This is a genomic window from Streptomyces sp. NPDC048643 (genome assembly GCF_040650615.1).
GTDB lineage: Bacteria > Actinomycetota > Actinomycetes > Streptomycetales > Streptomycetaceae > Streptomyces.
In genome coordinates, this window is record NZ_JBEZHO010000008.1 from 117,808 (window position 1) to 140,520 (window position 22,713).

Here is a 22,713-nt window from a genome sequence, read left to right on the forward strand (position 1 = left end):
CGCTGTGATCTTGGTAACGCGTACACAAAATCTTCATCACCCGTACAACTATTCGCACGGGTCGCTGATCTGATCACCGGAGTCAACAGACTCCACGATCACTTGGGCCCCTGGTGTCGACGAACCGCGAGGAACGACCACCGGCCGGGCCCCTTTCTCCACTTGGGGATCGCATGCGTATACGTGCCACCGTGGCCGCCGTCTCCGGCGCCCTGGCCCTCTCCGCCCTCGCCGTGCCCGGCGCCCACGCCGTCGGCTCCGCCGACCACCGCGCGGACGTCGCGAAGGTGCGCGAGGCCGCCCACGCCGCCGCGGGCAAGACCCCGTTCACCGGCTCCACCGGCTCCGACGGTGAGCCCTACGCGATCGACCTGACCTTCTCCAACGTGAAGGTCAACGGAGGCAACCCGATCGTCGCCGGAACGACCAACGTGGTCTCCGTCCCGGTCACCTACAACATCAAGCACGCCGCCTCGGTGGACGTCACCGCCGATGACTTCCTGATGGACGTCGAGATCTACCGCGGCTCCTTCGAGGAGTTCGACAACGAACTGCTCGGAGACAACTGGCCCTCCTGCACCGCGACCTCGTCGACCGCCGCCACCTGCAAGGGCACGATCGACATCGACCCGCGCGACGAGCTGCGCAACGCGGACGCGACCACCTGGAAGGCCTTCGGCTACGCGATCGCGCTGAACGGCGTCGACCTGAACGACCCGAACGCCGACCTGAGCAAGGTCGGCTACGCCGAGCAGGACGCGCTGGCCACCACCAAGCTCCAGCGCTACTCCAAGCTGACGGTCAACGCCTCGCCCGAGCCGGTCAAGAAGGGCAAGACCATCACGGTCACGGGCCTGCTGTCGCGCGCCAACTGGGACACCCACAAGTACGCCGGGTACACCGTCCAGCCGGTCGGCCTCCAGTTCCGCAAGAAGTCCAGCTCCACCTACACGTCCACCCTCAAGACGGTGAAGTCGGACTCCAAGGGCAACCTGAAGACGACCACGACGGCCACCGTCGACGGCTACTTCCGCTACAACTTCGCGGGCACCTCGACCACCCCGGCCGTCAAGGCCACGGGTGACTACGTCGACGTGCAGTAACCCACCCGGTAGCCGGTAACACCGCTCACGCGGGGACGCGGCGGTCGACCAGCCTCCACAGGGTTTCGAGGACGGCCGCCGCGATCACCGAGATCAGCACCGCGATCCACGGCATCGTCGTGCCGACCAGCTTCAGCGCGAAGAAGTGCTGGAGCCACGGCACGACGAGCACCAGCAGGAACGCCCCGCCCATCGAGGCGACGAGGCAGATCCGCCACCAGGTGTAGGGCCGGGCGATGATCGCGAGCACCCACATCGAGATCAGGAACAGCGTCAGCGTCGCGGCGCTCGTCTCGGCGTCCAGCGAGCCGTCTCCGGTGTAGTGGTGACGGGCGATCAGATACGTCACGAAGGTGGCGACGCCCGCGACGACCCCGCCGGGGATCGAGTACCGCATCACCCGCCGCACGAAGTGCGGCTTCGCCCGCTCCTTGTTGGGCGCGAGGGCGAGGAAGAACGCCGGGATGCCGATGGTCAGGGTGGACAGCAGGGTCAGGTGGCGCGGCAGGAACGGGTACTCGACCTGCCAGCACACCACGAGGACGGCCAGCAGCACCGAGTAGACCGTCTTCACCAGGAACAGCGTCGCCACCCGGGTGATGTTCCCGATGACCCGGCGGCCCTCCCCGACCACCGAGGGCAGCGTCGAGAAACTGTTGTTGAGCAGCACGATCTGCGCCACGGCGCGGGTCGCCTCGGATCCCGAGCCCATGCTGACGCCGATGTCGGCGTCCTTGAGGGCCAGCACGTCGTTCACCCCGTCGCCGGTCATCGCGACGGTGTGGCCACGTGACTGGAGGGCGCCGACCATGTCCCGCTTCTGCTGCGGGGTGACCCGGCCGAACACCGTGCCCTTCTCCAGGGACTTCGCCATCTCGTCCTGGTCGGAGGGCAGCCGGCGCGCGTCGACGACCTCGCCGGTGAGGCCGAGCTTGTCGGCGACGGCGCCCACCGACACCGCGTTGTCGCCGGAGATGACCTTGGCCTTGACGTCCTGCTCCGCGAAGTAGCGCAGGGTCTCCGCCGCGTCCGGGCGCAGCCGCTGCTCCAGGACGACGAGCGCGGTGGGCCGGGCGGCCTCCTTCGCGCCGGGGTCCTCCAGGTCCTTGGTGGTCCGGGCGAGCAGGAGCACGCGCAGCCCCGCCTCGTTCAGCCGCTCGGTCTCGGCGAGCGCCGGGTCACCCTCGGCCAGCAGTACGTCGGGGGCGCCGAGCAGCCAGGTGCTCGACTCGCCGTCTCCCTCGCTGAACCCGGCGCCGCTGTACTTGCGGGCGGAGGAGAACGGCAGGGCCTCGGTGCAGCGCCACTCCTCGCTGTCGGGGTAGGCGGCGATGATCGCCTGGAGGGAGGCGTTGGGCCGCGGGTCGGACGCGCCGAGCGCGCCGAGCACCTTGCGCACGTACTCCTCGTCGGCGCCGTCCAGGGGCCGCAGTTCGGTGACGTCCATGCCGCCCTCGGTGAGGGTGCCGGTCTTGTCGAGGCAGACGGTGTCGATGCGGGCGAGGCCCTCGATGGCGGGAAGCTCCTGCACGAGGCACTGTTTCCGGCCGAGCCGGACGACCCCGATGGCGAAGGCCACGGAGGTGAGCAGGACGAGCCCCTCGGGGACCATCGGCACGATGCCGCCGACGGTGCGCGCGACCGAGTCCTTGAATCCGTGCTGCTTGACGACGAGCTGGCTGATGATCAGGCCGATGGCGGTCGGGATCATCATCCACGTCACGTACTTGAGGATCGTGGAGATACCGGTGCGCAGCTCGGACTGGACGAGGGTGAAGCGCGAGGCCTCCTCCGCGAGCTGCGCCGCGTACGCCTCCCGGCCCACCTTCGTCGCGGTGAACGCGCCGCCGCCGGCGACCACGAAGCTGCCCGACATCACCTCGTCCCCGGGGTGCTTGACCACCGGGTCCGCCTCGCCGGTGAGCAGCGACTCGTCGATCTCCAGTCCGTCGGCCTCCGCGCAGGTGCCGTCGACGACGACCTTGTCGCCCGGCCCGATCTCGATGAGGTCGCCGAGCACGATCGCGGAGGTGCTGACCTCGGTGGCCTCCCCGTCCCTGCGGACCGTCGGTTTCACCTCGCCGATCACCGCGAGGGAGTCCAGGGTCTTCTTGGCCCGCCACTCCTGGATGATGCCGATGCCGGTGTTGGCGATGATCACGTAGCCGAACAGGCTGTCCTGGAACGGCGCGACGGCCAGCATGATCAGCCAGAGCACGCCGATGATCGCGTTGAACCGGGTGAAGACGTTGGCCCGGACGATCTCCCCGATGGACCGGCTGCTGCGGACGGGGACGTCGTTGACCTCGCCGCGCGCGACCCGCTCGGCCACCTCGGCGGCGGTCAGCCCCTCCGCCCGCCCGGCCACGGGTATGGGCACGGGGTGAACGGGATCGAGTCCGGCGCCCGCGTCGATGTGGGTCATGCATTCGACGGTACGTGCGGATAAACGGCTTCACCCGCCGAGCGCCCGAAAGATCCGACCTGGGGAGGACGGGACGGCGGGGAATGCTGCCGTGGGCGTAGGGGAGGGCCCGAGGGGGGTGTCGGTTACTCCGTCACGGGGGAGGGGGTGCCCGCGGCCAGGGAGCGCTTGATGGCGGCGTCGCGCCTGCGCACGTACCAGATGCCGATCAGGCCGAGGCCCGCGCCGGCCAGGCAGGTCCACAGCCACCACAGGTGTCCGTGGTCGTCGAACCAGCCGTAGAACGGCAGCTGCACCAGGAAGAGGACGAACCAGAGGATCGTGCCGCCCGTGATGGTGGCGACGACGGGGCCCTCCAGGGGCTCCGGCGCCTCGTGCTTGGGGGTCCACTTCGCCATGTGCACAGCTTACGAGGAGCGGGATCCGGCCGACGCCCGCACCCTCGCTTCCCTTGTATACCAACGGTCTACGCGCGGAGATAGCGATTTCGGACTCATATGTTCATACTGAAACCGTCCAACTCTGGCCGGTTGTATTCGTACGAAACACCAACGGAAACCTGGGGGAAACCCGTTGGTGACCGGACACTGGCCAGACCTGATCATGTTCCCCATTCCCCTGCTCGTTTGAGGACCCGCATGTCCACCTCGGCCGCCACCCAGGCCCCCGCCCCGCAGGAGCCGGAGTCCCGGCCCGCGCAGAGCGCCCTCGACCGCTACTTCAAGATCTCCGAGCGGGGCTCCAGCATCCCGCGCGAGATCCGCGGCGGTTTCGCCACCTTCTTCGCGATGGCGTACATCATCGTGCTGAACCCGATCATCCTGGGCAGCGCGAAGGACATGTACGGGCACCACCTCGACGGCGGGCAGCTCGTCACCGCCACCGTGCTGACCGCCGCGTTCACCACGCTCCTCATGGGCGTCATCGGCAACGTGCCGATCGCGCTCGCGGCGGGCCTCGGGGTGAACACGGTCGTCGCCCTGCAGCTCGCCCCCCGGATGTCCTGGCCGGACGCCATGGGCATGGTGGTCCTCGCCGGCTTCGTCGTGATGCTGCTGGTCGCCACCGGTCTGCGCGAGCGCGTGATGAACGCCGTGCCGCTCGGCCTGCGCAAGGGCATCGCCATCGGCATCGGCCTGTTCATCATGCTGATCGGCCTGGTCGACTCCGGCTTCGTCTCCCGCATCCCCGACGTCGCCCAGACCACCGTCCCGCTCCAGCTCGGCGGCGACGGACACCTCACCGGCTGGCCGGTCCTGGTCTTCATCCTCGGCACGCTCTTCACGCTCGCCCTGATGGTCCGCAAGGTGCCGGGCGCGATCCTCATCTCGATCGTCACCATGACCGTCGTCGCGCTGATCATCAACGCCGTCGCCACGGTCCCGTCCTGGGGCCTGACCACCCCGAAGTGGCCCGGCAACCCGGTCGCCTCCCCGGACTTCGGTCTCGTCGGCAAGGTCAGCCTCTTCGGCGGCTTCGACAAGGTCGGCGTGCTGACCGGCGTCCTCTTCGTCTTCACCGTGCTGCTGTCGTGCTTCTTCGACGCGATGGGCACGATCATGGGCATCGGCGACGAGGCCAAGCTGACCGACGCCCAGGGCAACATGCCCGGCATCAACAAGGTCCTCTTCGTCGACGGCATCGCCGTCGCCGCGGGCGGCGCCTCCTCCTCCTCGGCCACCACCTGCTTCGTGGAGTCCACGGCCGGTGTCGGCGAGGGCGCGCGCACGGGCTTCGCGAACGTGGTCACCGGCGCGCTCTTCGCCGTCGCCCTCTTCCTGACCCCCGTCGCCACGATGGTCCCGTCCCAGGCCGCCACCCCCGCGCTCATCGCGGTCGGCTTCCTGATCCTGTCCCACTCGATCAAGGAGATCGACTGGGCGGACTACACGATCGCCATCCCGGCCTTCGTGACGATGATGCTGATGCCGTTCACCTACTCGATCACGAACGGCATCGGCATGGGCTTCATCACCTTCGTGGTGCTGCGCCTGGCGGCGGGCCGCGGGCGGGACGTCCCGGTCGCGATGTACGTGGTCTCGGCGGTGTTCACCTTCTACTACCTGATGCCGGCCCTCGGCCTGACCTGAGCCGGCCGGGGACGGTGACACGGGCACGAGGCCTCACGTGACCCCGTAGAACTTCTCCGTCTCGTCGACCGCGGTCTGGAACCGCTCGTCGAAGTCGTCGCGAATGAGCGTCCGGACCACATAGTCCTGGACGCTCATTCCGCGTTTGGCGGCATGGTGGCGGAGCCGGTCGAGCAGCTCCCCGTCTATACGCAGGCTGAGCACGCTGGTCCCCATGGAGTCGAGGGTCGCCGCATGCCGGGCGGCGCCGGGTCGCTTTCCGGATCCGGCTCACTCATATGAGTGACCTCGGGGTTCGGTGGCGCGGTTCACGGGCACCCCCGTTGGTCTTTAGCGAGAGTAATGAGTTACGCTAAAGAACATGCCTGACCTCACCCAGGGCGACGACGAGGCCGCCGTGAACGCCTTGCGATCCGCAGTGATGCGGTTGTCGCGTCGACTCAAGCACCAGCGGGTCGACGAGTCGCTGAGCCCGACCGAGATGTCGGTGCTCGGCACCCTCGCCCGCTGCGGCACCGCCACGCCCGGCGAACTGGCCCGCAAGGAGCACGTACAGCCGCCGTCCATGACGCGCATCGTCGCCCTCCTGGAGGCCAAGGGTCTCGTCAGGCTGGAGCCGCACCCCGAGGACCGGCGCCAGAAGGTCGTCACGCAGACCGACAAGGCGGAGGCCATGCTCGAAGAGAGCCGCCGCAAGCGGAACGCGTTCCTGGCCGGGCTGGTCGAGGCCCTCGACGAGGACGAGTGGGCCAAGCTCCGCGAGGCCGCCCCCGTCCTGGAGAAGCTCGCCCACATCTGACCCGCACCACCGGCCCCCACCGATCCCGGATCGGCGGGGGCCGCTCCCAGCAAGCGCCGACGCCCCCCATGACGCCGACGTCCACGACTCCCCGGAGGCGAGCCCTTTTGAGTACGGGACCCGGAGCACACTCCGCCCCCGCACCAGCCACCCACGACTCCTCAGCCGCCCACGACTCCCCGGCCACCGCCGGAACCTCCCCGGCCACCGCGAACCCCGCACAGGCCGAGGACCCCGCACAGACCACGCCCGCGACCCCCTCGGCGACCGCCGGGACCCCCGCGGCCGGCCCGGAGACCCCGGGCACCTCGCCGGCCACCGCCGGCCCCTCCCCCCGCACCCCGCGCTCATCCTCGATGTTCAGCTCGCTGAAGGTCCGCAACTACCGGCTGTTCTTCATGGGCCAGGTCGTCTCCAACACCGGCACCTGGATGCAGCGCATCGCCCAGGACTGGCTGGTGCTGAGCCTGACCGGCTCCTCCGCCGCCGTCGGCATCACCACCGCCCTGCAGTTCCTGCCGATGCTGCTCTTCGGCCTGTACGGCGGCGTCCTCGTCGACCGGCTCCCCAAGCGCCCCACGCTGCTCGTCACCCAGACGGCGATGGCCCTCACCGGCCTGGCGCTCGCCTTCCTCACCCTCTCCGGACACGTCCAGGTCTGGCACGTCTACCTCGCCGCGTTCGCCGTCGGTCTCGCCACCGTCGTCGACAACCCGGCCCGCCAGTCCTTCGTCTCCGAGATGGTCGGACCGGGCCAGCTGCAGAACGCCGTCAGCCTGAACTCGGCCAACTTCCAGTCCGCACGCCTGGTCGGCCCCGCCGTCGCCGGACTCCTGATCACCGGCGTCGGCACCGGATGGGCCTTCCTCCTCAACGGCCTGTCGTTCGTGGCACCCATCGTGGGCCTGCTCCTGATGCGCGCCCGCGAACTCCACGTCGTCCAGCGGACCCCGCGCGGCAAGGGCCAGCTCCGCGAAGGCCTGCGCTACGTCGCCGGCCGCCCCGACCTGATCTGGCCGATCGTCCTCGTCGGCTTCATCGGCACCTTCGGGTTCAACTTCCCCGTCTGGCTGTCGGCGTACGCGGACGACACCTTCCACGCCGGCGCCGGCGCCTACAGCCTCTTCAACACGCTGATGGCGCTCGGCTCACTGGCCGGCGCGCTGCTCGCCGCCCGGCGCGGCACGGCACGGCTGCGCGTGCTGATCGCGGCGGCCGTCGCCTTCGGCGCGCTCGAAGTGGTCGCCGCGACGGCACCCTCGCTGTGGCTGTTCGCCCTGCTGATGGTCCCGATCGGCATCGCCGGCCTGACCGTGAACGTCACCGCCAACACCTCGGTCCAGATGGCCACCGACCCCGCCATGCGCGGCCGGGTCATGGCGCTGTTCATGATGGTCTTCATGGGCGGCTCCCCGCTGGGCGCCCCACTGGTCGGCTGGGTCACCGACGCCTACGGTCCCCGGATCGGCTTCGCGCTCGGCGGCCTCGTCTCGATGGCCGCGGCGACCACGATCGGTCTCGTCCTGGCGCGTCTCGGCGGCCTGCGCGTCTCCCTCGGCTGGCACCGCGGCGCACCCCGCGTCCGCTTCGTGCCGCGCACCCGCACCGAGGAGCAACTGGCCACGGTGTGAGACCCCGCCGGCGATCCGCCGGCCCGACGTGACGGCCGGCCCCCGCACCGCGAGGGGGCCGGCCGTCCCGTACGGGGAGAACGGGCCACCGGGGGATTCCCTCCACGCGGGCGCCGCCGCCTGGGAAAGTGGCCGCATGAGACTCTTCGCGGCCGTGCTGCCGCCCGCCGACGCGGTGCGTGAACTCGCCACGGAGGCCGACCTGTTGCGGCGGAGACCGGGCGCCGACGCGCTGCGCTGGACGGGCCGCCCCGGCTGGCACTTCACCCTCGCCTTCTACGGCGAGGTCGCCGACGCCATCGTGCCGGACCTCACCGAGCGGCTGACCCGGGCCGCCCACCGCACCGCACCCTTCCCGCTGGCCCTGCGCGGCGGCGGCCACTTCGGCGGCCGCGCCCTGTGGGCGGGCGCCACCGGGGACATCGACAGCCTGCGGCTGCTGGCCGCCCGCGCGGAGGCCGCCGGCCGCAAGGCGGGCGTCACCATGGAGGAACACCGCCACTACCGGCCCCACCTCACCCTGGCCCGCAGCCGCGACTCCGCCGACTTCACCCCGTACGTCACCGCCCTGGACGGCTTCGCCGGACGCACCTGGACGGTGGGCGAGCTGTGTCTCGTCCGCAGCAACTTGCCGGCCTCCGGGATCCCCGGTGAGCGGCCCCGCTACGAGACGCTCGCCGCCCGGCCGCTGGGGGCGGGCGACAGGACCGGGCAGCGGGCCCGTTAACCTCGATGGCGTGAACCCGAAGACCCGAAACCGGATCATGGCCGGTGTGCTCGTGCTGATGTTCGTCGTCGTGGCACTGGCGGCGGTCAGGTAGCGACCGCCACCGCCGGCCCCCGGACGCGCCCCGCGGCCCGTCCTACCAGGCGAACGCCTCCGGAGAGGGACCCGGACCCGGGAAGATCTCGTCGAGACCGTCCAGGACCTCCTGCGACAGCTCCAGCTCCACGGCGCGCAGCGCCGACTCCAACTGCTCCGCGGTACGCGGGCCGACGATCGGTCCTGTCACCCCGGGACGGGTCAGCAGCCACGCCAGGGCCGCCTCCCCGGGCTCCAGACCGTGCTTGTCGAGCAGGTCCTCGTACGCCTGGATCCGGTCGCGCACGGCCGGGTCGGCGAGGGCGTCGGCGGACCGGCCGCTCGCCCGTCGTCCGCCCTCCACCTGCTTCCTGATGACCCCGCCCAGCAGCCCGCCGTTCAGCGGCGACCACGGGATGACCCCGAGCCCGTACTCCTGCGCCGCCGGGATGACCTCCATCTCGGCGCGCCGCTCGGCGAGGTTGTACAGGCACTGCTCACTGACCAGGCCGATGGTGCCGCCGCGGCGCGCGGCGATCTCGTTGGCCTGCGCGATCTTGTAGCCGGGGAAGTTGCTGGATCCCACGTAGAGGATCTTGCCCTGCCGCACCAGGACGTCGATCGCCTGCCAGATCTCCTCGAACGGCGTCGACCGGTCGACGTGGTGGAACTGGTAGATGTCGATGTGGTCGGTCCGCAGCCGCTTCAGGCTCGCGTCGACCGCCCGCCGGATGTTCAGGGCGGACAGCTTGTCCTGGTTGGGCCACGGCTCGCCCTCGGCGCCCATGTTCCCGTACACCTTGGTCGCGAGAACCGTCCGCTCCCGCCGGTCGCCGCCCTTGGCGAACCAGTTCCCGATGATCGATTCGGTACGGCCCTTGTTCTCGCCCCAGCCGTACACGTTCGCCGTGTCGAAATAGTTGATACCCGCGTCCAGCGCCGCGTCCATGATGGCGTGGCTGTCGCCTTCGTCGGTCTGCGGTCCGAAATTCATGGTGCCGAGGACGATCCGGCTGACCTTGAGCCCTGTGCGTCCGAGCTGTGTGTACTTCATGACGCACCAGCCAACGCCCTGGAGTCCGCTCGAAGCAAGGGTGCCACTCGGCCCGGAGGGCACCGTCCCCGTCCCCGGCGGCGCAGGCGCCGTCCGGCGGCGGACCGTCCGGCTCAACACCCCTTCAGAAGGCTCCGGTTGGGCCCGTCACGGCTTCGACGGGCGGCAGGGGTCCCTGTTCACCCGGGAGGGGCCCTCATGCGGGCATCCGGGCCGTCGGGCCGCTCAGACCGTCGCGGCGACGTACGGCGCGCCCAGGCTCCACGCCTGGTGCATCGCCTCGGCGAACCCCTCCGCGATCTTGTGCTCGCCGCCCGCGTTCGGATGGGTGCCGTCGTAGGTGTCGACGGTGATGTCGTACGACGGGGGCGGGGACGCCAGGAGCAGCGGGGAGCGCGGCTCGTCGAGGTCGGCGACCGTCTTGGCGAGCAGCTCGTTGAACGCGGCGACCTCGGCGGCGAAGGGGGCGTCCGACGTGGCGCGCACGTTCGGTATCACCGGGAGCAGCACCATCCGCACCCGCGGGTTCGCGGCCCGGGCCCCCGCCACGAACAGGCGGACGTTGTCGGCCGTCTGCACCGCGTTGGTGTAGAAACCCAGGTCGATCAGGCCGAGGGAGACCAGCAGGACGTCGGCGCGCTGCGCGCGGACCGTCTCGCCGATGACCGGCGCCATGTGCTGCCAGCCCTCGCCCCAGCCCGCCAGATGACCGCGCGGGAAGTCGGGGTCGGCGTACTCGTAGGAGTCCGGGGCGCCCGTCGCCATGTCGTAGAGCGTCTCGCGCGGACCGACGATCCTGAACGGGCCCCCGTACGTCGTCCGCAGGTGCTGCCACATCCGGTAGCGCCATGTGTGTTCGCCCGCGCTACCGATCGTCATGGAGTCCCCGACGGGCATGAACCTGAGCATCCGCTCATCATGGACGATCGACGGGAGCGCGATGAGCCGTCCCGATGTGAGGCCTGCCACTGTGCGCCCGGTCCACCGTGGGTCCGTTGCCGGTCCACCGTCGGTGCGCTGTCGGTCCGTTGCCGGTGCGGGGCCGTTCGGCGGGCGCCGCCGACGCGAACGCTCGGGCGGGGTGGCAGGCTTGGGCCATGCGCCGATCGCCCTCGTTCCGTACCGGGACCCCTGCCGGAGCCCTTGCCGGAGCCGTTGTCGTAGCCGTCGCCTCGGTCGCCTTCGCGGCGCCGGCCCTCGCCGACGCGGGCGACGACGGATTCACCATCAAGGACCCCCGCATCACCGAGTCCAGCGGCCTCGCCGCCTCCCGCATCCACCCGGGCGTGTACTGGACCCACAACGACAGCGACGACGGCGCCTACCTGTACGCCGTCGACAGCCGGACGGGCCGCACCGTCGCGACGGTCACCCTGAGCGGCGTCGGCGCGCCCCGGGACGTCGAGGCGATCTCCCTGGGTCCCGACGGCGACCTGTACGTCGGTGACATCGGCGACAACCTCGGCGGCAAGTGGGACCACGTGTGGATCTACAAGCTGCCCGAGCCGAAGGTCCTGAAGGACCAGACGATCCGCGCCACCCAGTACGTCGTGAAGTACTCCGACGGCGCCCGCAACGCCGAGGCGCTCATGGTCCACCCCAAGACGGGCCGCGTGTACATCGCCGACAAGGACGAGGACGGCGGCCACCTCTACGAAGGCCCCGCCCAGCTCTCCGCGACCGGCACGAACGTCTTCAAGCCCGTCGCCACCGTCGACCTGTGGGTCACCGACGGCGCGTTCTCCCCCGACGGCCGGCACCTCGCCGTACGCGGCTACTTCGGCGGCATCCTCTACGACTGGAACGGCGGCCGCATCAAACGCGACAGCCGCCTGAACGTGCCCCTCCAGGGGCAGGGCGAGTCCGTCACCTACAGCACCGACGGAACCAAGCTCATGTACGGCAGCGAGGGCGCGAACAGCTCCGTGCAGCCCGAGGACGCGCCCGGCGCGTCCGGTTCCGACGGCAAGTCCCCCTCGCGGGGCGGCGGTTCCGCCTCCGGCGACGACGGCGGCCCGATGAGCGGCAGCCTCAAGGTCGGCGCCGTCGCGGTCGCCGCGCTGCTCGCCGTGGTCTTCGGCCTGCGGCGTCTGCTGCGCCGCAACTGACCCGCGCCGAGCGGCTCTTGAGGCGTGTAGGCGCTACGGCACACGACGGCGCGAGGGGCGCCCGGCACGTTCCCGTGCCGGGCGCCCCTCGCCCGTACCGCCCGAAGTCCCCGTGGGGGAGCGGTGGTTACAGCTTCTCGATCACGTAGTCGACGCACTGGGTGAGCGCCTCGACGTCCGCCGGGTCGATCGCCGGGAACATCGCCACGCGCAGCTGGTTGCGGCCGAGCTTGCGGTAGGGCTCCGTGTCGACGATGCCGTTGGCGCGCAGGGCCTTGGCGACGGCGGTGGCGTCGATCTCGTCGGCGAAGTCGATCGTGCCGATGACCTGCGAGCGCTTCGCGGCGTCGGTGACGAACGGGGTCGCGTACTTGCTGTCCTCGGCCCAGCGGTACAGGCGCGAGGAGGAGTCCTTCGTACGGGCCGTCGACCAGGCGAGGCCACCCTGGCCGTTGATCCACTCCAGCTGCTCGTTGAGCAGGAAGAGGGTCGCGAGGGCCGGGGTGTTGTACGTCTGGTTCTTGCGGGAGTTGTCGATCGCGGTGGGCAGCGAGAAGAACTCCGGGACGTGCCGCCCCGAGGCGTGGATCCGCTCGGCGCGCTCGATGGCGGCCGGGGAGAACACGCCGATCCACAGGCCGCCGTCGGAGGCGAAGGACTTCTGCGGGGCGAAGTAGTAGACGTCGGTCTCGGCGATGTCGACGGGCAGGCCGCCGGCGCCGGAGGTGGCGTCCACCAGGACGAGGGAGCCCTCGTCGGCGCCCGCGACCCGCTTGATCGGGGCGGCGACACCGGTGGAGGTCTCGTTGTGGGTGAAGGCGTACACGTCGACGCCCGCCTCGGCGGCCGGCTCGGGGTGGGTGCCCGGGTCGGAGGAGACGACGGTCGGGTCGGCGAGCCACGGCGCGAGCTTGGCGGCCTTCGCGAACTTCGAGGAGAACTCGCCGAACGTGAGGTGCTGCGACTTGTTGTCGATCAGTCCGTGCGTCGCGACGTCCCAGAACGCGGTGGAGCCGCCGTTGCCGAGGACGACCTCGTAGCCGTCGGGCAGCGAGAACAGTTGGCGCACGCCCTCGCGGACCGTGCCGACCAGGTTCTTGACCGGGGCCTGGCGGTGGGAGGTGCCGAGCAGGGAACTGCCGGTCGCGGCCAGCGCGTCGAGCGCCTCCGTCCGCACCTTGGAGGGGCCAGCGCCGAATCGTCCGTCGGCGGGCTTGATGTCAGCGGGGATCTGGATATCAGCCACGCGGGGAGCCTAGCCGGTCGGGGAAACCTGGTCGAAACGTCGTCCGGCGGCTGAGACGGCAGGAAGACCGGACGGAGAGAGCGGACAGCGGCGGGGGAGGGGAGCGAGGGAGGGGAGGGCGGCCCGCCGGCCTCGGCCGGCGGGCCCTTCGGGGGGGGGCGCCTTCCGGGGAGGGCGCCCCCTCACCTCATCCGGCGATCAGTCGCACCGGCAGTTCGAACAGGTCGTTCTGCGTCACCACCGGCTTGTTCCGCAGCTCCGACGCCGGGACCGCGAGGTCCAGGCCGGGGAAACGCGCGTACAGGGCGGGCAGCGCGACGCCCGCCTCCAGGCGGGACAGGGCGGCACCGGGGCAGACGTGCGGGCCGTGCCCGAAGGAGATGTGCCGGGGACCCTCCGAGCGGCTGATGTCGAAGTCGCCCGCCGTCGGGCCGTGCGCGTTCTCGTCCCGGCCGATCGCCCCGTACGACACGATCAGCGCGTCGCCCGCCGGGATCACCTTGTCGCCGACCGGCACGTCCTCGGTCGCGAAGCGGATCAGGACGTGCGACGTCGGCGTGGAGTGGCGCAGCGTCTCCTCGACGACCGCGGACCAGTCGGCCTCGCCGGCCAGGACGCGGGCGCGCTGCTCGGGGTGGGCGGACAGGTTGACGACCGCGTTGACGATCAGGGAGATCGTCGTCTCGTGGCCGGCGGCGACCATCAGCTGCAGGGTGGAGACGATCTCCTCGTCGGTGAGGTGGTCCCCGTCCTCGGAGGCCAGGATCAGCGCACTGGTCAGGTCGTCACCCGGTGCCGCCCGCTTCGCCGCGACCGTGTCCGCCATGATCCCGGCCAGCTCGGTCAGCGTCGCGATGACCTCGGCGGGCGGCGTCTGCGTGGAGAAGAACTTCTCGAACAGCTCCTTGAGCCGCGGCAGCCGCGCCTCCTCGATCCCCATGAGGTCGGCGACGACGTACATGGGCAGCGGGTACGCGAAGTCGGCCTTCAGGTCGACGACGTCACCGCCGAGGCCGTCGAGGTCGTCGAGCAGACCCTCCGTCAGTTTCGCTATCCGCTCCCGCATCTGCTCCACCCGCCGCGGGGTGAGCGCCTGCGCGACCAGGGTGCGCATCCTGCGGTGGTCGGCGCCGTCCACAGTCAGCATGGAGCGGCCCGGGTTGGCGAGACCGATCAGCGGCCAGTCGGGGGCGATCTCTCCGCGCTGCCAGGCACCCCACACGTTGATGTCCTTGACCAGGCGGGGGTCGGTGAGCAGGGCGCGCGCCTCGGCGTGATGCGTGACCGCCCACACGGGGACGCCGCCGGGCAGTTCGACGGCGGCGAGGGGACCCGCGGCGCGCAGCGCCTCGCTCTCGCCGTCCAGGTCGGTGACGAAGGGGTCCAGGACGATGCGGGTCTCTTCGGTACCGGTGCTCATGCGGGGGTCCCTCCAGGGGGCGGGGTAGGAGTACGGCGTCTTCCCGGGGGCAGCCCCCGGTGCCCGGCCGGCGGATGGGCCGGCCGGGTGCGTCGGGGTCTCAGAGGACGGGCACGGGCGTGAACGTGACGGGCAGTTCGTCCAGGCCCCGCAGCCACGGGGAGGGGCGCCGGCTCAGGGACTCGGCGGGCACGGCCAGGTCGATGTCGGGCAGCCGGTCCAGGACGACCTCGATGCCGGTCCGCGCGATGACCTCGGCGACCTCCTGCGCGGGGAACGGGCAGCGGTGCTCGCCGTGCCCGAACGAGAAGTGGGCGTTGTTCCCGCCGGTGAGCGCGGAGCTGTCGGTGCGGACCTGGGGGTCGGAGTTGGCGCCCTGCAGGCCGAGGAGCACGAGGTCGCCGGTGCGGATGCGGCGCCCGCCGAGCTGGGTGTCGCGCGACGCCCACCGTCCGGCGACGTTCTGCGTGGGGGTGTCCTCCCACAGGACCTCGTTCATGGCCTCGGCGACGCTGTGCCGGCCACCGAACAGGGAGGCGGCGAAGCGGTCGTCGGTGAGCATCAGGCGCAGCGAGTTGCCGATCCAGTCGGCGGTGGGCTGGTGCCCGGCGGCCATCATGACCATCAGGTCCTGGGCGATCTCCTCGTCGGTGAAACCGGAGGGGTCGGCGAGCATCCGGGACACGACGTCGTTCGCCGGGGTCTCCTTGCGGTCGGCGAGCAACTGCGCCATGGAGGAGGCGAGATGACGCTGCCCGTCGAGTGCCCCCTCCCGCCCGTTGATCATGTCGTTGAGCGCGGTGACCAGGCCGGGGCCCTGCTCGTCGGAGAAGCCGTAGAGCGTGGCGAGGACCCGGACCGGGAGCAGGGCCGCGTAGTCGGCGACGATGTCCGTCTCGCCCTTGGCACAGACCGCGTCGATGAGTTCGTCGGCGAACTTCTCGGCGTGGGAGCGCAGTTCGAAGGGGTCGACGGCTTCGAGGGCGTCGCTGATCATCGCGGCGCGTTCGCGGTGCCGTTCACCGACCGTGTACAGGATGGAGGGCTGCTTGCGGCCGATCATCGGCAGCAGCGGCCAGTCGTCGGGGATGCGGTCCCACTGGTTCCACAGGTCCGAGTCGCGGCTGAACAGCTGCGGGTCGCCGGTCACCTGGTGGAGTTCGCGGTAGCCGACGACGAGGAAGGCGGGGATGTCGCCGTCGAGGACGACGGGCACGACCGATCCGTGGTCGCGCCGCATCTCCCGGTACAGCTCGGCCGGTTCGGTCTGGAACCGGGGGCCGCTGAGCGGGACGGGGGCGGGGGTGGGGCTCACAGCGCGGGCTCCGGTGCGGTCAGGGCGTCTTCCGCGGTGGCGGCGCCGTGGCGGGCGTGCAGGGACTGGAGGTGTTCCACGAGCGTGATCAGCACGCGCTTGCTGGACTCCCGGGAACGGGCGTCGCAGTCGAGGAGCGGCACGTGCGGGTCGAGGTCGAGGGCCTCCCGGATCTGCGCCGGGGTGTGCGTGGGTCCGCCGAAGTCGTTGCACGCCACGATGAACGGCGTGCCGTGGTGCTCCAGGCGGTCGATGGCGTACCAGGAGTCGTCGATGCGGCGGGTGTCGACGAGGACGACGGCGCCGAGCGTGCCGGAGAACAGCCGGTCCCACAGGAACCAGAACCGTTCCTGGCCGGGCGCCCCGAACAGGTAGAGCACGTTGCGGGCGTCGAGGGTGATGCGGCCGAAGTCGAAGGCGACGGTGGTCGCGGACTTGCCGCGCACCTCGCTGATGTCGTCGACGGCCTCGCCGGCCTGCGTCATCGTCTCCTCGGTGTTGAGGGGACGTATCTCGCTGACCGAGCGGACCAGGGTCGTCTTGCCGACGCCGAAGCCGCCCACGACCACGATCTTCAGGCCGTTGTCGGCCGACGCCGACAGGGGCGCACGAGCGTCAGAGGTTACGGAGTCCAACGAGCACCTGCTCCAGGATGTCGGGATCGGGAAGACCGGAGGGAACGGTGGTGTGCGGGTGGCGGGCGCTGACCCGGCCCGCGGCGAGCAGGTCGGACAGCAGGATGCGGGTGATCGACACCGGCAGCCCGAGCTCCGCCGCGATCTCCACGACGGCGGTGGGCCGTTCGCACATCCGCAGGATCGCGGTGTGCTCGGACTGCATTCCCGTCGCCGGCTCGCACTCGGCGACCACCAGGGTCACCAGGTCGAAGGGGGTGTCGGGCCCGGACCGGCTGCGCCCGCCCGTGAGCGTGTACAGCCGGTCGGGCGCGTCGTCCCTGCCGGGACGGCTCATGACGTCCGCGGCGGCGCACTCAGGTACTCGCCCAGCTGTTCCACGAGTTCGCTCATGTTGTGCCCGACGAGCCCGGCGTCCGCGTCCTCGGCGGTGACCACGGCGAGGTGCGCGCCGTCGCCCGCCTCCACGATGAACAGCACTCCGCCGTAGAACTCGGCCATCGCCGAGCGCACGCCTCCGGAGCCGTCGCCGAACTCGACGGACGCTCCGTGGGAGAGCGACTGGATACCGGCGGCGATCGCGGCGAGCTGGTCGGCCTGGTCGACCGACAGTTCGGGGGTGCGGCACAGCTTCAGGCCGTCGCGGGAGAGCACGAGCGCGTGCCGGGCGCCCGGAGTGCGCTCAAGAAGGCCCTCGATGAGCCAGGAGAGCTTCTCGTCGGCGGTGATGGTGCCGGTCATGAGGTGGTGTCGCCTTCCGGGAGCGCGTGCTGGGTGGGGGTGTTCGTCAAGAGGGGAGCGGCGGGGGCGGCGGCCCGTGCGTCGGCCTCGTCGCGGGTGCCGTTCGTGCCGTCCGTGCCGCGGGCGCGGTCCGCGCCGGGTGCGGGCCGCTGTCCGGGGACCTGGTCCTCGCCGCGGGCCCGCGCGGGCTCATCGCCCCGCGGCTCCTCGGCCCGTACGGCGTCGGGGGCGTCCGGCGCGGTGCCGCGCACCGCCTGCCGGAAGCTGCCGAAGCGGGCCGCGGACCGGGTCCTCGGGTCCTCCCCGCCCCGGGCCTCGGGGGCGGGCTGCGGTGTCGTGTGGGATCGGCTGCGCTCGGCGTGGGCGAGGGTGCGGCCGCGGCGCCGTTTGGGCAGGCCGCCGGTGGCCGAGGGCCCCTGCTCGTGCCGGGGCGAGTCGTGCGCCGGGACGGGATCGGGGTCGAGGTCCCCGGCCGCGCGGCCCGCCGCGTACGACACGGGGGCGGTGGCGGAGTCCTGGGCGGGCCGGGAGGCGTGGGCGTCGTGGCCCTCGGCCGGCCCGGCCGTCTCCCGCTGCTCGTCGGGGCTGTGCCGTGCCTCGGGTTCCCGGTGGTCGCGGGTGCCGGGCGCGGAGCTGTGACCGTCGACGGCGGCGGGCGCGGGTGCGGCCGCTCCGGTGGCCGCGGGGGCCGTGCCGGGTGTGGCGTCGGGCGCGGCGCTCGGCGGGGTGAGGAGGTCCTGCGGGATCAGGACGAGGACGCCGGTGCCGCCGCGCGCGGAGGGCCGGAACGACACCTTCAGGCCGTGCTTGCGGGCGAGCCTGCCGACCACCGCGAGGCCGAGGCGGGTGCCGGTGAGGCCGCCGAGGCCGCCGGTGTCCGCGGCCTCGCCGGAGACGGCGCGCTCCGCGCGGCGCAGCTGGACGTCGCCCATCACCAGGCCGCTGTCCTCGACGGAGACGATGACGCCGGCGGGGACCTCCTCCACGTACACGTGGACCTCGGCGGTCGGCGGGGAGAACGTGGCGGCGTTGTCGAGGAGTTCGGCGAGCGCGTGCATGACGCCCTCGGCGGCGTGTCCGGCGACGGCGGCCTCGCTCGCGGAGTGCACGCGCACCCGCTGGTAGCCGCCGATGCGGCCCATGGCGCCGCGCAGGATCGACTCCATGACGATGGGGCGGGCCCAGCGGCGTCCGGAGCGGGCGCCCGCCAGGACGGCGACGGAGTCGGCGAGTCGGCCGGCCTGCGCGGTGCGGTGGTCGAGGTGGAGGAGGTCGGCGAGGACGTCCTCGTCGGAGTGCTTCTCCTCCATGGCCCGCAGGTCGGCGAGCATGCCGGTGGACAGCGCCTGCATGCGTCCGGCGGCGTTGGCGGTCGCGGAGATCGCGGCGGCACGCTCACCGACGGCCTGCCGGGCGCGGGCGTCGAGTTCGGTGTTGCGGGCGGTCAGGCGGGCGCGGTCGGCGGCGAACCGGTCGCGCTCCGCGGCGGACTCCGCGGCGAGGCGGTCGCGTTCGGCGGTGAACTCCCCGGTGAGGCGGTCGCGTTCGCGCGCGGCGTCCTCGGTCAGCCGCGTCCGTTCCCGGCCGGCCGTCTCGGCGGCGTGCGCGCGGTCGCGGGCGGCCTCGTCGGCCAGCCGGGCCCGTTCCTGGCCGAACTCCTCGGCCTGTCGGGCCCGTTCGTGCAGCAGCCGGCCGGCGTCCTGGGTCACCGAGTCGAGCCGGCCGCGCAGAAGTCTCGCGGCCCGGACGGCTCGGGCGGCCACCGCGACGGCCGCGCACAGCAGCACGGCGGCGCTGCCGAGTCCCCAGGCGAGAGGGGTGCGGGCGGCTGCGGGGGCGAGCAGGACGGCGGCCACCACGGCGATCGCGGCCAGTGCGGCGGCTGCCAGCACGGGGGGTGCGACGGCGCGCAGGGCGGGTCGTTCGCCGGAGGGCAGGGGCGGGGTCATCAATCGGTCCTCGGTCGTGTTCCTGGGGGAAGAACGTGTCCTCGGTCGTGTCCTCGGTCGGGTCCTGGGCGAGAAGCGACACCTGGTGCTCAACTGGCGGTCACTATATGAGAGTTCGTGATCGGATTGGGAAGGTTCGGAAAGCGGTCTCATGATCGGCCCGGCAAAACGGGGCCTTTCGGATACCCGCCGGGCAGCCCCCGCGGCCACCCGGCGGCATCCTGGACCCATGACGGATCTCGGCGGACGGCCCGACGGACAGCCCGAACGACGACCGGAACGACACCCCCGGCCACACCCCACACAACCGCCCGGCACACCCCCGGACGCGCACGAAGCCACCCCCGACCTGCGGGCCGCCCTCACCCGTGCCGTCCGCGGCGACGTCGCCTTCGACACCACCGCCCGCGCCCTCACCACCATGGACGCCTCCAACTACCGGCGCGTCCCCCTCGGCGTCGTCTCCCCCCGCGACGCCGACGACATCGCCGCCACCCTCGCCGTCTGCCGCGAACACCGCATCCCCGTCGTCCCCCGCGGCGGCGGCACCTCCATCGCCGGACAGGCCACCGGCACCGGCATCGTCCTCGACCTCACCCGCCACATGAACCGCGTCCTCGACCTCGACCCCGCCACCCGCACCGCCCGCGTCCAGCCCGGCACCGTCCTCGACCGCCTCCAGGAAGCCGCCGCCCCGCACGGCCTGCGCTTCGGCCCCGACCCCTCAACCCACAGCCGCTGCACCCTCGGCGGCATGATCGGCAACAACTCCTGCGGCACCCACTCCGTCGCCTGGGGCACCACCGCCGACAACGTCGACACCCTCACCGTCATCGACTCCACCGGCCGCACCGCCCACCTCGGCCGCGACGGAGCCGGCGCCCCCGACGGCCTCCTCGACCTCGTCACCGGCGAACTCGCCCTGCTGCGCACCGGATACCCCGACCTCCCCCGCCGCATCTCCGGCTACGCCCTCGACGCCCTCCTGCCCGAACGCGGCACCGACGTCGCCCGCGCCTACTGCGGCACCGAAGGCACCTGGGGCATCCTCACCGAAGCCGAGATCCGCCTCGTCGAGACACCCCCCGCCCGCGCCCTCGCCGTCCTCGGCTACCCCGACGAGAGCGCCGCCGCCGACGCAGCCGCCGGCCTCCTCCCACACCGGCCCCTCACCGTCGAAGGCATGGCCGCCGACCTCGTCCCCGACCACACCGCCCTGCCCCGCGGCGGAGCCTGGCTGTTCGTCGAGACCGGCGGCACCACCCCCGCCGAAGCCCGCGCCCACGCCGACACCGTTATCCGCGCCGCCGACGTCACCGACGCCCTCGTCGTCACCGACCCCACCGCCCAACGCGCCCTGTGGCGACTGCGCGAGGACGCCTCCGGCACCGCCACCCGCATCCCCGCCACCACCGGCCCCGCAGGCGAAGCCTGGCCCGGCTGGGAGGACTGCGCCGTACCCGCCGCCCGCCTCGGCGCCTACCTCCGCGACTTCCGCGCCCTCCTCGCCGACCACCACCTCCGCGGCACCCCCTACGGACACTTCGGCGACGGCTGCATCCACGTCCGCATCGACTTCGACCTCCTCACCACCCCCGGCATCGCCCGCTTCCGCCGCTTCTCCCAGGACGTCGCCCACCTCGTCGTCTCCCACGGCGGCTCCCTCTCCGGCGAACACGGCGACGGACAGGCCCGCGCCGAACTCCTCCCCGCCATGTACGGCCCCGACCTCGTCCACCTCTTCGAACGCGCCAAAGACCTCTGGGACCCCCACAACCTCCTCAACCCCGGCATCCTCGTCCGCCCCCACCGCCTCGACGAGAACCTCCGCTTCGCCCCCCTCCCACACCGCCCCATCGACGTCACCTTCGGCTACCCCGCCGACGCCGGAGACTTCACCGCCGCCGTCCGCCGCTGCGTCGGCGTCGCCAAATGCCGCACCACCACCCCACCCGGCCACGACGTCATGTGCCCCTCCTACCGCGCCACCGGCGACGACACCCACTCCACCCGAGGCCGCGCCCGCCTCCTCCACGAAATGCTCGCCGGCGAGATCATCACCGACGGATGGCGCTCCACCGAGGTCCGCGACGCACTCGACCTGTGCCTCTCCTGCAAGGGCTGCCGCACCGACTGCCCCGTCGGCGTCGACATGGCCACCTACAAAGCCGAATTCCTCCACCACCACTACGCGGGCCGCCCCCGCCCCCGCACCCACTACACCCTCGGACGGCTCCCCCTCTGGCTCGCCGCCGTCACCCGCACCCGCACCACCCGCATCATCAACACCCTCGCCGCCCTGCCCCCCGCCGCCGCCCTCGCCAAACACCTCGCCGGCATCGCCCCCGACCGCACCATCCCCCGCCTCGCACCCCAGACCTTCACCCAGTGGTGGACCCGACGCTTCCGCGACCGGGCCCGCGCCCACGAACAACGCCGCCGCACCACACCCCCGCCCGGCCGGCCCGGCTCCGACGGCCTCTTCCCCGGCTCCGCCGGCCCCACCGTCCTCCTCTGGCCCGACACCTTCACCGAACACCTCACCCCCTCCGTCGGACGCGCCGCCGTCCACGTCCTGGAAACCGCCGGACTCACCGTCCTCCTCCCCCCACGCACCCCCCAACGCCACGGACCCGTCGGCGACGGCACCACCCGAGGCCCCCTCCACCCCCGCCACCTCCTGCCCCACCCCACCCGACGCACCTGCTGCGGACTCACCTACATCAGCACCGGCCAGCTCGACCACGCCCGCACCGTCCTGCGCCACACCCTCGACCTCGTCGAGCCCTACCTCGCCATCGACGGCCTCCCCGTCGTCGTCCTCGAACCCAGCTGCGCCGCCACCCTGCGCACCGACCTCCCCGAACTCCTCCCCGACGACCCCCGCGCCCACCGACTCGCCACCAACGTCGTCACCTTCGCCGCGGCACTCGAACGCCACGCCCCCCACTGGACACCACCCCGCCTCGACCGCCCCGTCGCCGGCCAGACCCACTGCCACCAGCACGCCGTCCTCGGCGACGACGCCGAACAACGCCTGCGCGCCGCCGCCGGCCTCACCGGCACCCTCTCCGGCGGCTGCTGCGGCCTCGCCGGAAACTTCGGCTTCGAAAAAGGCCACGAAGACGTCTCGACAGCCTGCGCCGAAGAACAACTCCTCCCCGCCGTACGCGCCGCGGCCCCCGACGCCGTGATCCTCACCGACGGCTACTCCTGCCGCACCCAACTGGCCCACCACAGCGACCGCACCGGCCGCCACCTGGCGGAGGTCCTCGCCGAGGCCCTGCGGACCCGCGCCCAGGACACCGGCTCCGGCACCCCCTGATCAGTACGCTGACCACGGCCGACCACGGCCGTCTCACGCCACCGGGCCCCGCCGGACCGAGGACCACGAG

General features: G+C 72.0%; 19 protein-coding genes. 7 read left to right on the forward strand and 12 right to left on the reverse strand.

The genetic code is table 11. The features are described 5' to 3' along the window. The first annotated feature begins 173 nt into the window (after window positions 1–173). Complete coding sequence (locus AB0C62_RS10885) at window positions 174–1,103, forward strand: hypothetical protein (protein WP_362971692.1); 930 nt, start codon at window positions 174–176, stop codon at window positions 1,101–1,103. Window positions 1,104–1,128: 25 nt separating this feature from the next. On the opposite strand, the gene AB0C62_RS10890 is transcribed toward AB0C62_RS10885, so the two are convergent. Both AB0C62_RS10890 and AB0C62_RS10895 read right to left on the reverse strand, forming a co-directional pair. Then, window positions 1,129–3,528: a cation-translocating P-type ATPase gene (locus AB0C62_RS10890; RefSeq protein ID WP_362971694.1), complete on the reverse strand. Its 2,400-nt coding sequence runs from the start codon at window positions 3,526–3,528 to the stop codon at window positions 1,129–1,131. 125 nt (window positions 3,529–3,653) lie between these two features. Further along, window positions 3,654–3,926, reverse strand: coding sequence for a DUF2530 domain-containing protein (locus AB0C62_RS10895; protein ID WP_362971696.1), 273 nt, complete (start codon window positions 3,924–3,926; stop codon window positions 3,654–3,656). A 240-nt stretch (window positions 3,927–4,166) separates the two neighbouring features. Here AB0C62_RS10895 and AB0C62_RS10900 point away from each other — a divergent pair, with 240 nt between their 5' ends. Continuing rightward, entirely contained in the window at window positions 4,167–5,618 is a 1,452-nt protein-coding gene (locus AB0C62_RS10900; protein WP_362971698.1) for an NCS2 family permease, read from the forward strand. A 33-nt stretch (window positions 5,619–5,651) separates the two neighbouring features. On the opposite strand, the gene AB0C62_RS10905 is transcribed toward AB0C62_RS10900, so the two are convergent. Further along, window positions 5,652–5,834 (reverse strand): ribbon-helix-helix protein, CopG family, encoded by a 183-nt coding sequence (locus AB0C62_RS10905; RefSeq protein WP_081217897.1) that lies wholly within the window; start codon window positions 5,832–5,834, stop codon window positions 5,652–5,654. A gap of 145 nt (window positions 5,835–5,979) precedes the next feature. On the opposite strand from AB0C62_RS10905, the gene AB0C62_RS10910 reads away from it, so the two are divergent. The 3 genes from AB0C62_RS10910 to thpR all read left to right on the forward strand — a co-directional run bounded on the left by AB0C62_RS10910 (window position 5,980) and on the right by thpR (window position 8,775). Beyond that, window positions 5,980–6,417: a MarR family transcriptional regulator gene (locus AB0C62_RS10910; protein ID WP_081217896.1), complete on the forward strand. Its 438-nt coding sequence runs from the start codon at window positions 5,980–5,982 to the stop codon at window positions 6,415–6,417. A gap of 107 nt (window positions 6,418–6,524) precedes the next feature. Further along, window positions 6,525–8,048 carry an MFS transporter gene (locus AB0C62_RS10915; RefSeq protein WP_362971700.1) on the forward strand — a complete coding sequence of 508 codons (1,524 nt, stop codon included), beginning with the start codon at window positions 6,525–6,527 and terminating at the stop codon, window positions 8,046–8,048. 136 nt (window positions 8,049–8,184) lie between these two features. Then, window positions 8,185–8,775, forward strand: a complete 591-nt coding sequence (thpR, locus tag AB0C62_RS10920) for an RNA 2',3'-cyclic phosphodiesterase (RefSeq protein ID WP_362971702.1) — start codon at window positions 8,185–8,187, stop codon at window positions 8,773–8,775. A 136-nt stretch (window positions 8,776–8,911) separates the two neighbouring features. Here thpR and AB0C62_RS10925 read toward each other — a convergent pair whose 3' ends face one another. Both AB0C62_RS10925 and AB0C62_RS10930 read right to left on the reverse strand, forming a co-directional pair. Further along, the gene (locus AB0C62_RS10925; RefSeq protein WP_362971704.1) at window positions 8,912–9,904 is read right to left on the reverse strand and encodes an aldo/keto reductase; all 993 of its coding nucleotides are present in this window, start codon (window positions 9,902–9,904) and stop codon (window positions 8,912–8,914) included. Between the two features lie 225 nt (window positions 9,905–10,129). Further along, the gene (locus AB0C62_RS10930; RefSeq protein WP_362971706.1) at window positions 10,130–10,813 is read right to left on the reverse strand and encodes an SGNH/GDSL hydrolase family protein; all 684 of its coding nucleotides are present in this window, start codon (window positions 10,811–10,813) and stop codon (window positions 10,130–10,132) included. Between the two features lie 188 nt (window positions 10,814–11,001). Here AB0C62_RS10930 and AB0C62_RS10935 point away from each other — a divergent pair, with 188 nt between their 5' ends. Further along, the gene (locus AB0C62_RS10935) at window positions 11,002–12,012 is read left to right on the forward strand and encodes a WD40 repeat domain-containing protein (RefSeq protein ID WP_362971708.1); all 1,011 of its coding nucleotides are present in this window, start codon (window positions 11,002–11,004) and stop codon (window positions 12,010–12,012) included. Window positions 12,013–12,139: 127 nt separating this feature from the next. Here AB0C62_RS10935 and serC read toward each other — a convergent pair whose 3' ends face one another. From serC to AB0C62_RS10970, 7 genes are all read right to left on the reverse strand, one after another. Continuing rightward, window positions 12,140–13,258, reverse strand: a complete 1,119-nt coding sequence (serC, locus tag AB0C62_RS10940; protein WP_362971710.1) for a phosphoserine transaminase — start codon at window positions 13,256–13,258, stop codon at window positions 12,140–12,142. 187 nt (window positions 13,259–13,445) lie between these two features. Further along, on the reverse strand, window positions 13,446–14,678 hold the full coding sequence (locus AB0C62_RS10945) for a cytochrome P450 (RefSeq protein ID WP_362971712.1): 1,233 nt from the start codon (window positions 14,676–14,678) through the stop codon (window positions 13,446–13,448). 100 nt (window positions 14,679–14,778) lie between these two features. Further along, window positions 14,779–15,993 carry a cytochrome P450 gene (locus tag AB0C62_RS10950; protein WP_362971714.1) on the reverse strand — a complete coding sequence of 405 codons (1,215 nt, stop codon included), beginning with the start codon at window positions 15,991–15,993 and terminating at the stop codon, window positions 14,779–14,781. Beyond that, window positions 15,990–16,628, reverse strand: a complete 639-nt coding sequence (locus AB0C62_RS10955; RefSeq protein WP_239155265.1) for an ATP/GTP-binding protein — start codon at window positions 16,626–16,628, stop codon at window positions 15,990–15,992. The genes AB0C62_RS10950 and AB0C62_RS10955 overlap by 4 nt, the downstream gene beginning before the upstream one ends. Beyond that, the gene (locus AB0C62_RS10960) at window positions 16,609–16,965 is read right to left on the reverse strand and encodes a DUF742 domain-containing protein (protein WP_362971716.1); all 357 of its coding nucleotides are present in this window, start codon (window positions 16,963–16,965) and stop codon (window positions 16,609–16,611) included. Before AB0C62_RS10960 ends, AB0C62_RS10955 begins: the two co-directional genes overlap by 20 nt. After that, a complete protein-coding gene (locus AB0C62_RS10965) occupies window positions 16,962–17,369 on the reverse strand; it encodes a roadblock/LC7 domain-containing protein (protein WP_081217889.1) in 408 nt (135 codons plus the stop codon). The genes AB0C62_RS10960 and AB0C62_RS10965 overlap by 4 nt, the downstream gene beginning before the upstream one ends. Continuing rightward, window positions 17,366–19,318, reverse strand: coding sequence for an ATP-binding protein (locus AB0C62_RS10970; RefSeq protein ID WP_362971718.1), 1,953 nt, complete (start codon window positions 19,316–19,318; stop codon window positions 17,366–17,368). The genes AB0C62_RS10965 and AB0C62_RS10970 overlap by 4 nt, the downstream gene beginning before the upstream one ends. Before the next feature lie 229 nt (window positions 19,319–19,547). Between AB0C62_RS10970 and AB0C62_RS10975 the strand changes: the two genes are divergently transcribed. After that, a complete protein-coding gene (locus tag AB0C62_RS10975; protein ID WP_362971720.1) occupies window positions 19,548–22,643 on the forward strand; it encodes an FAD-binding and (Fe-S)-binding domain-containing protein in 3,096 nt (1,031 codons plus the stop codon). Window positions 22,644–22,713: the final 70 nt, after the last annotated feature.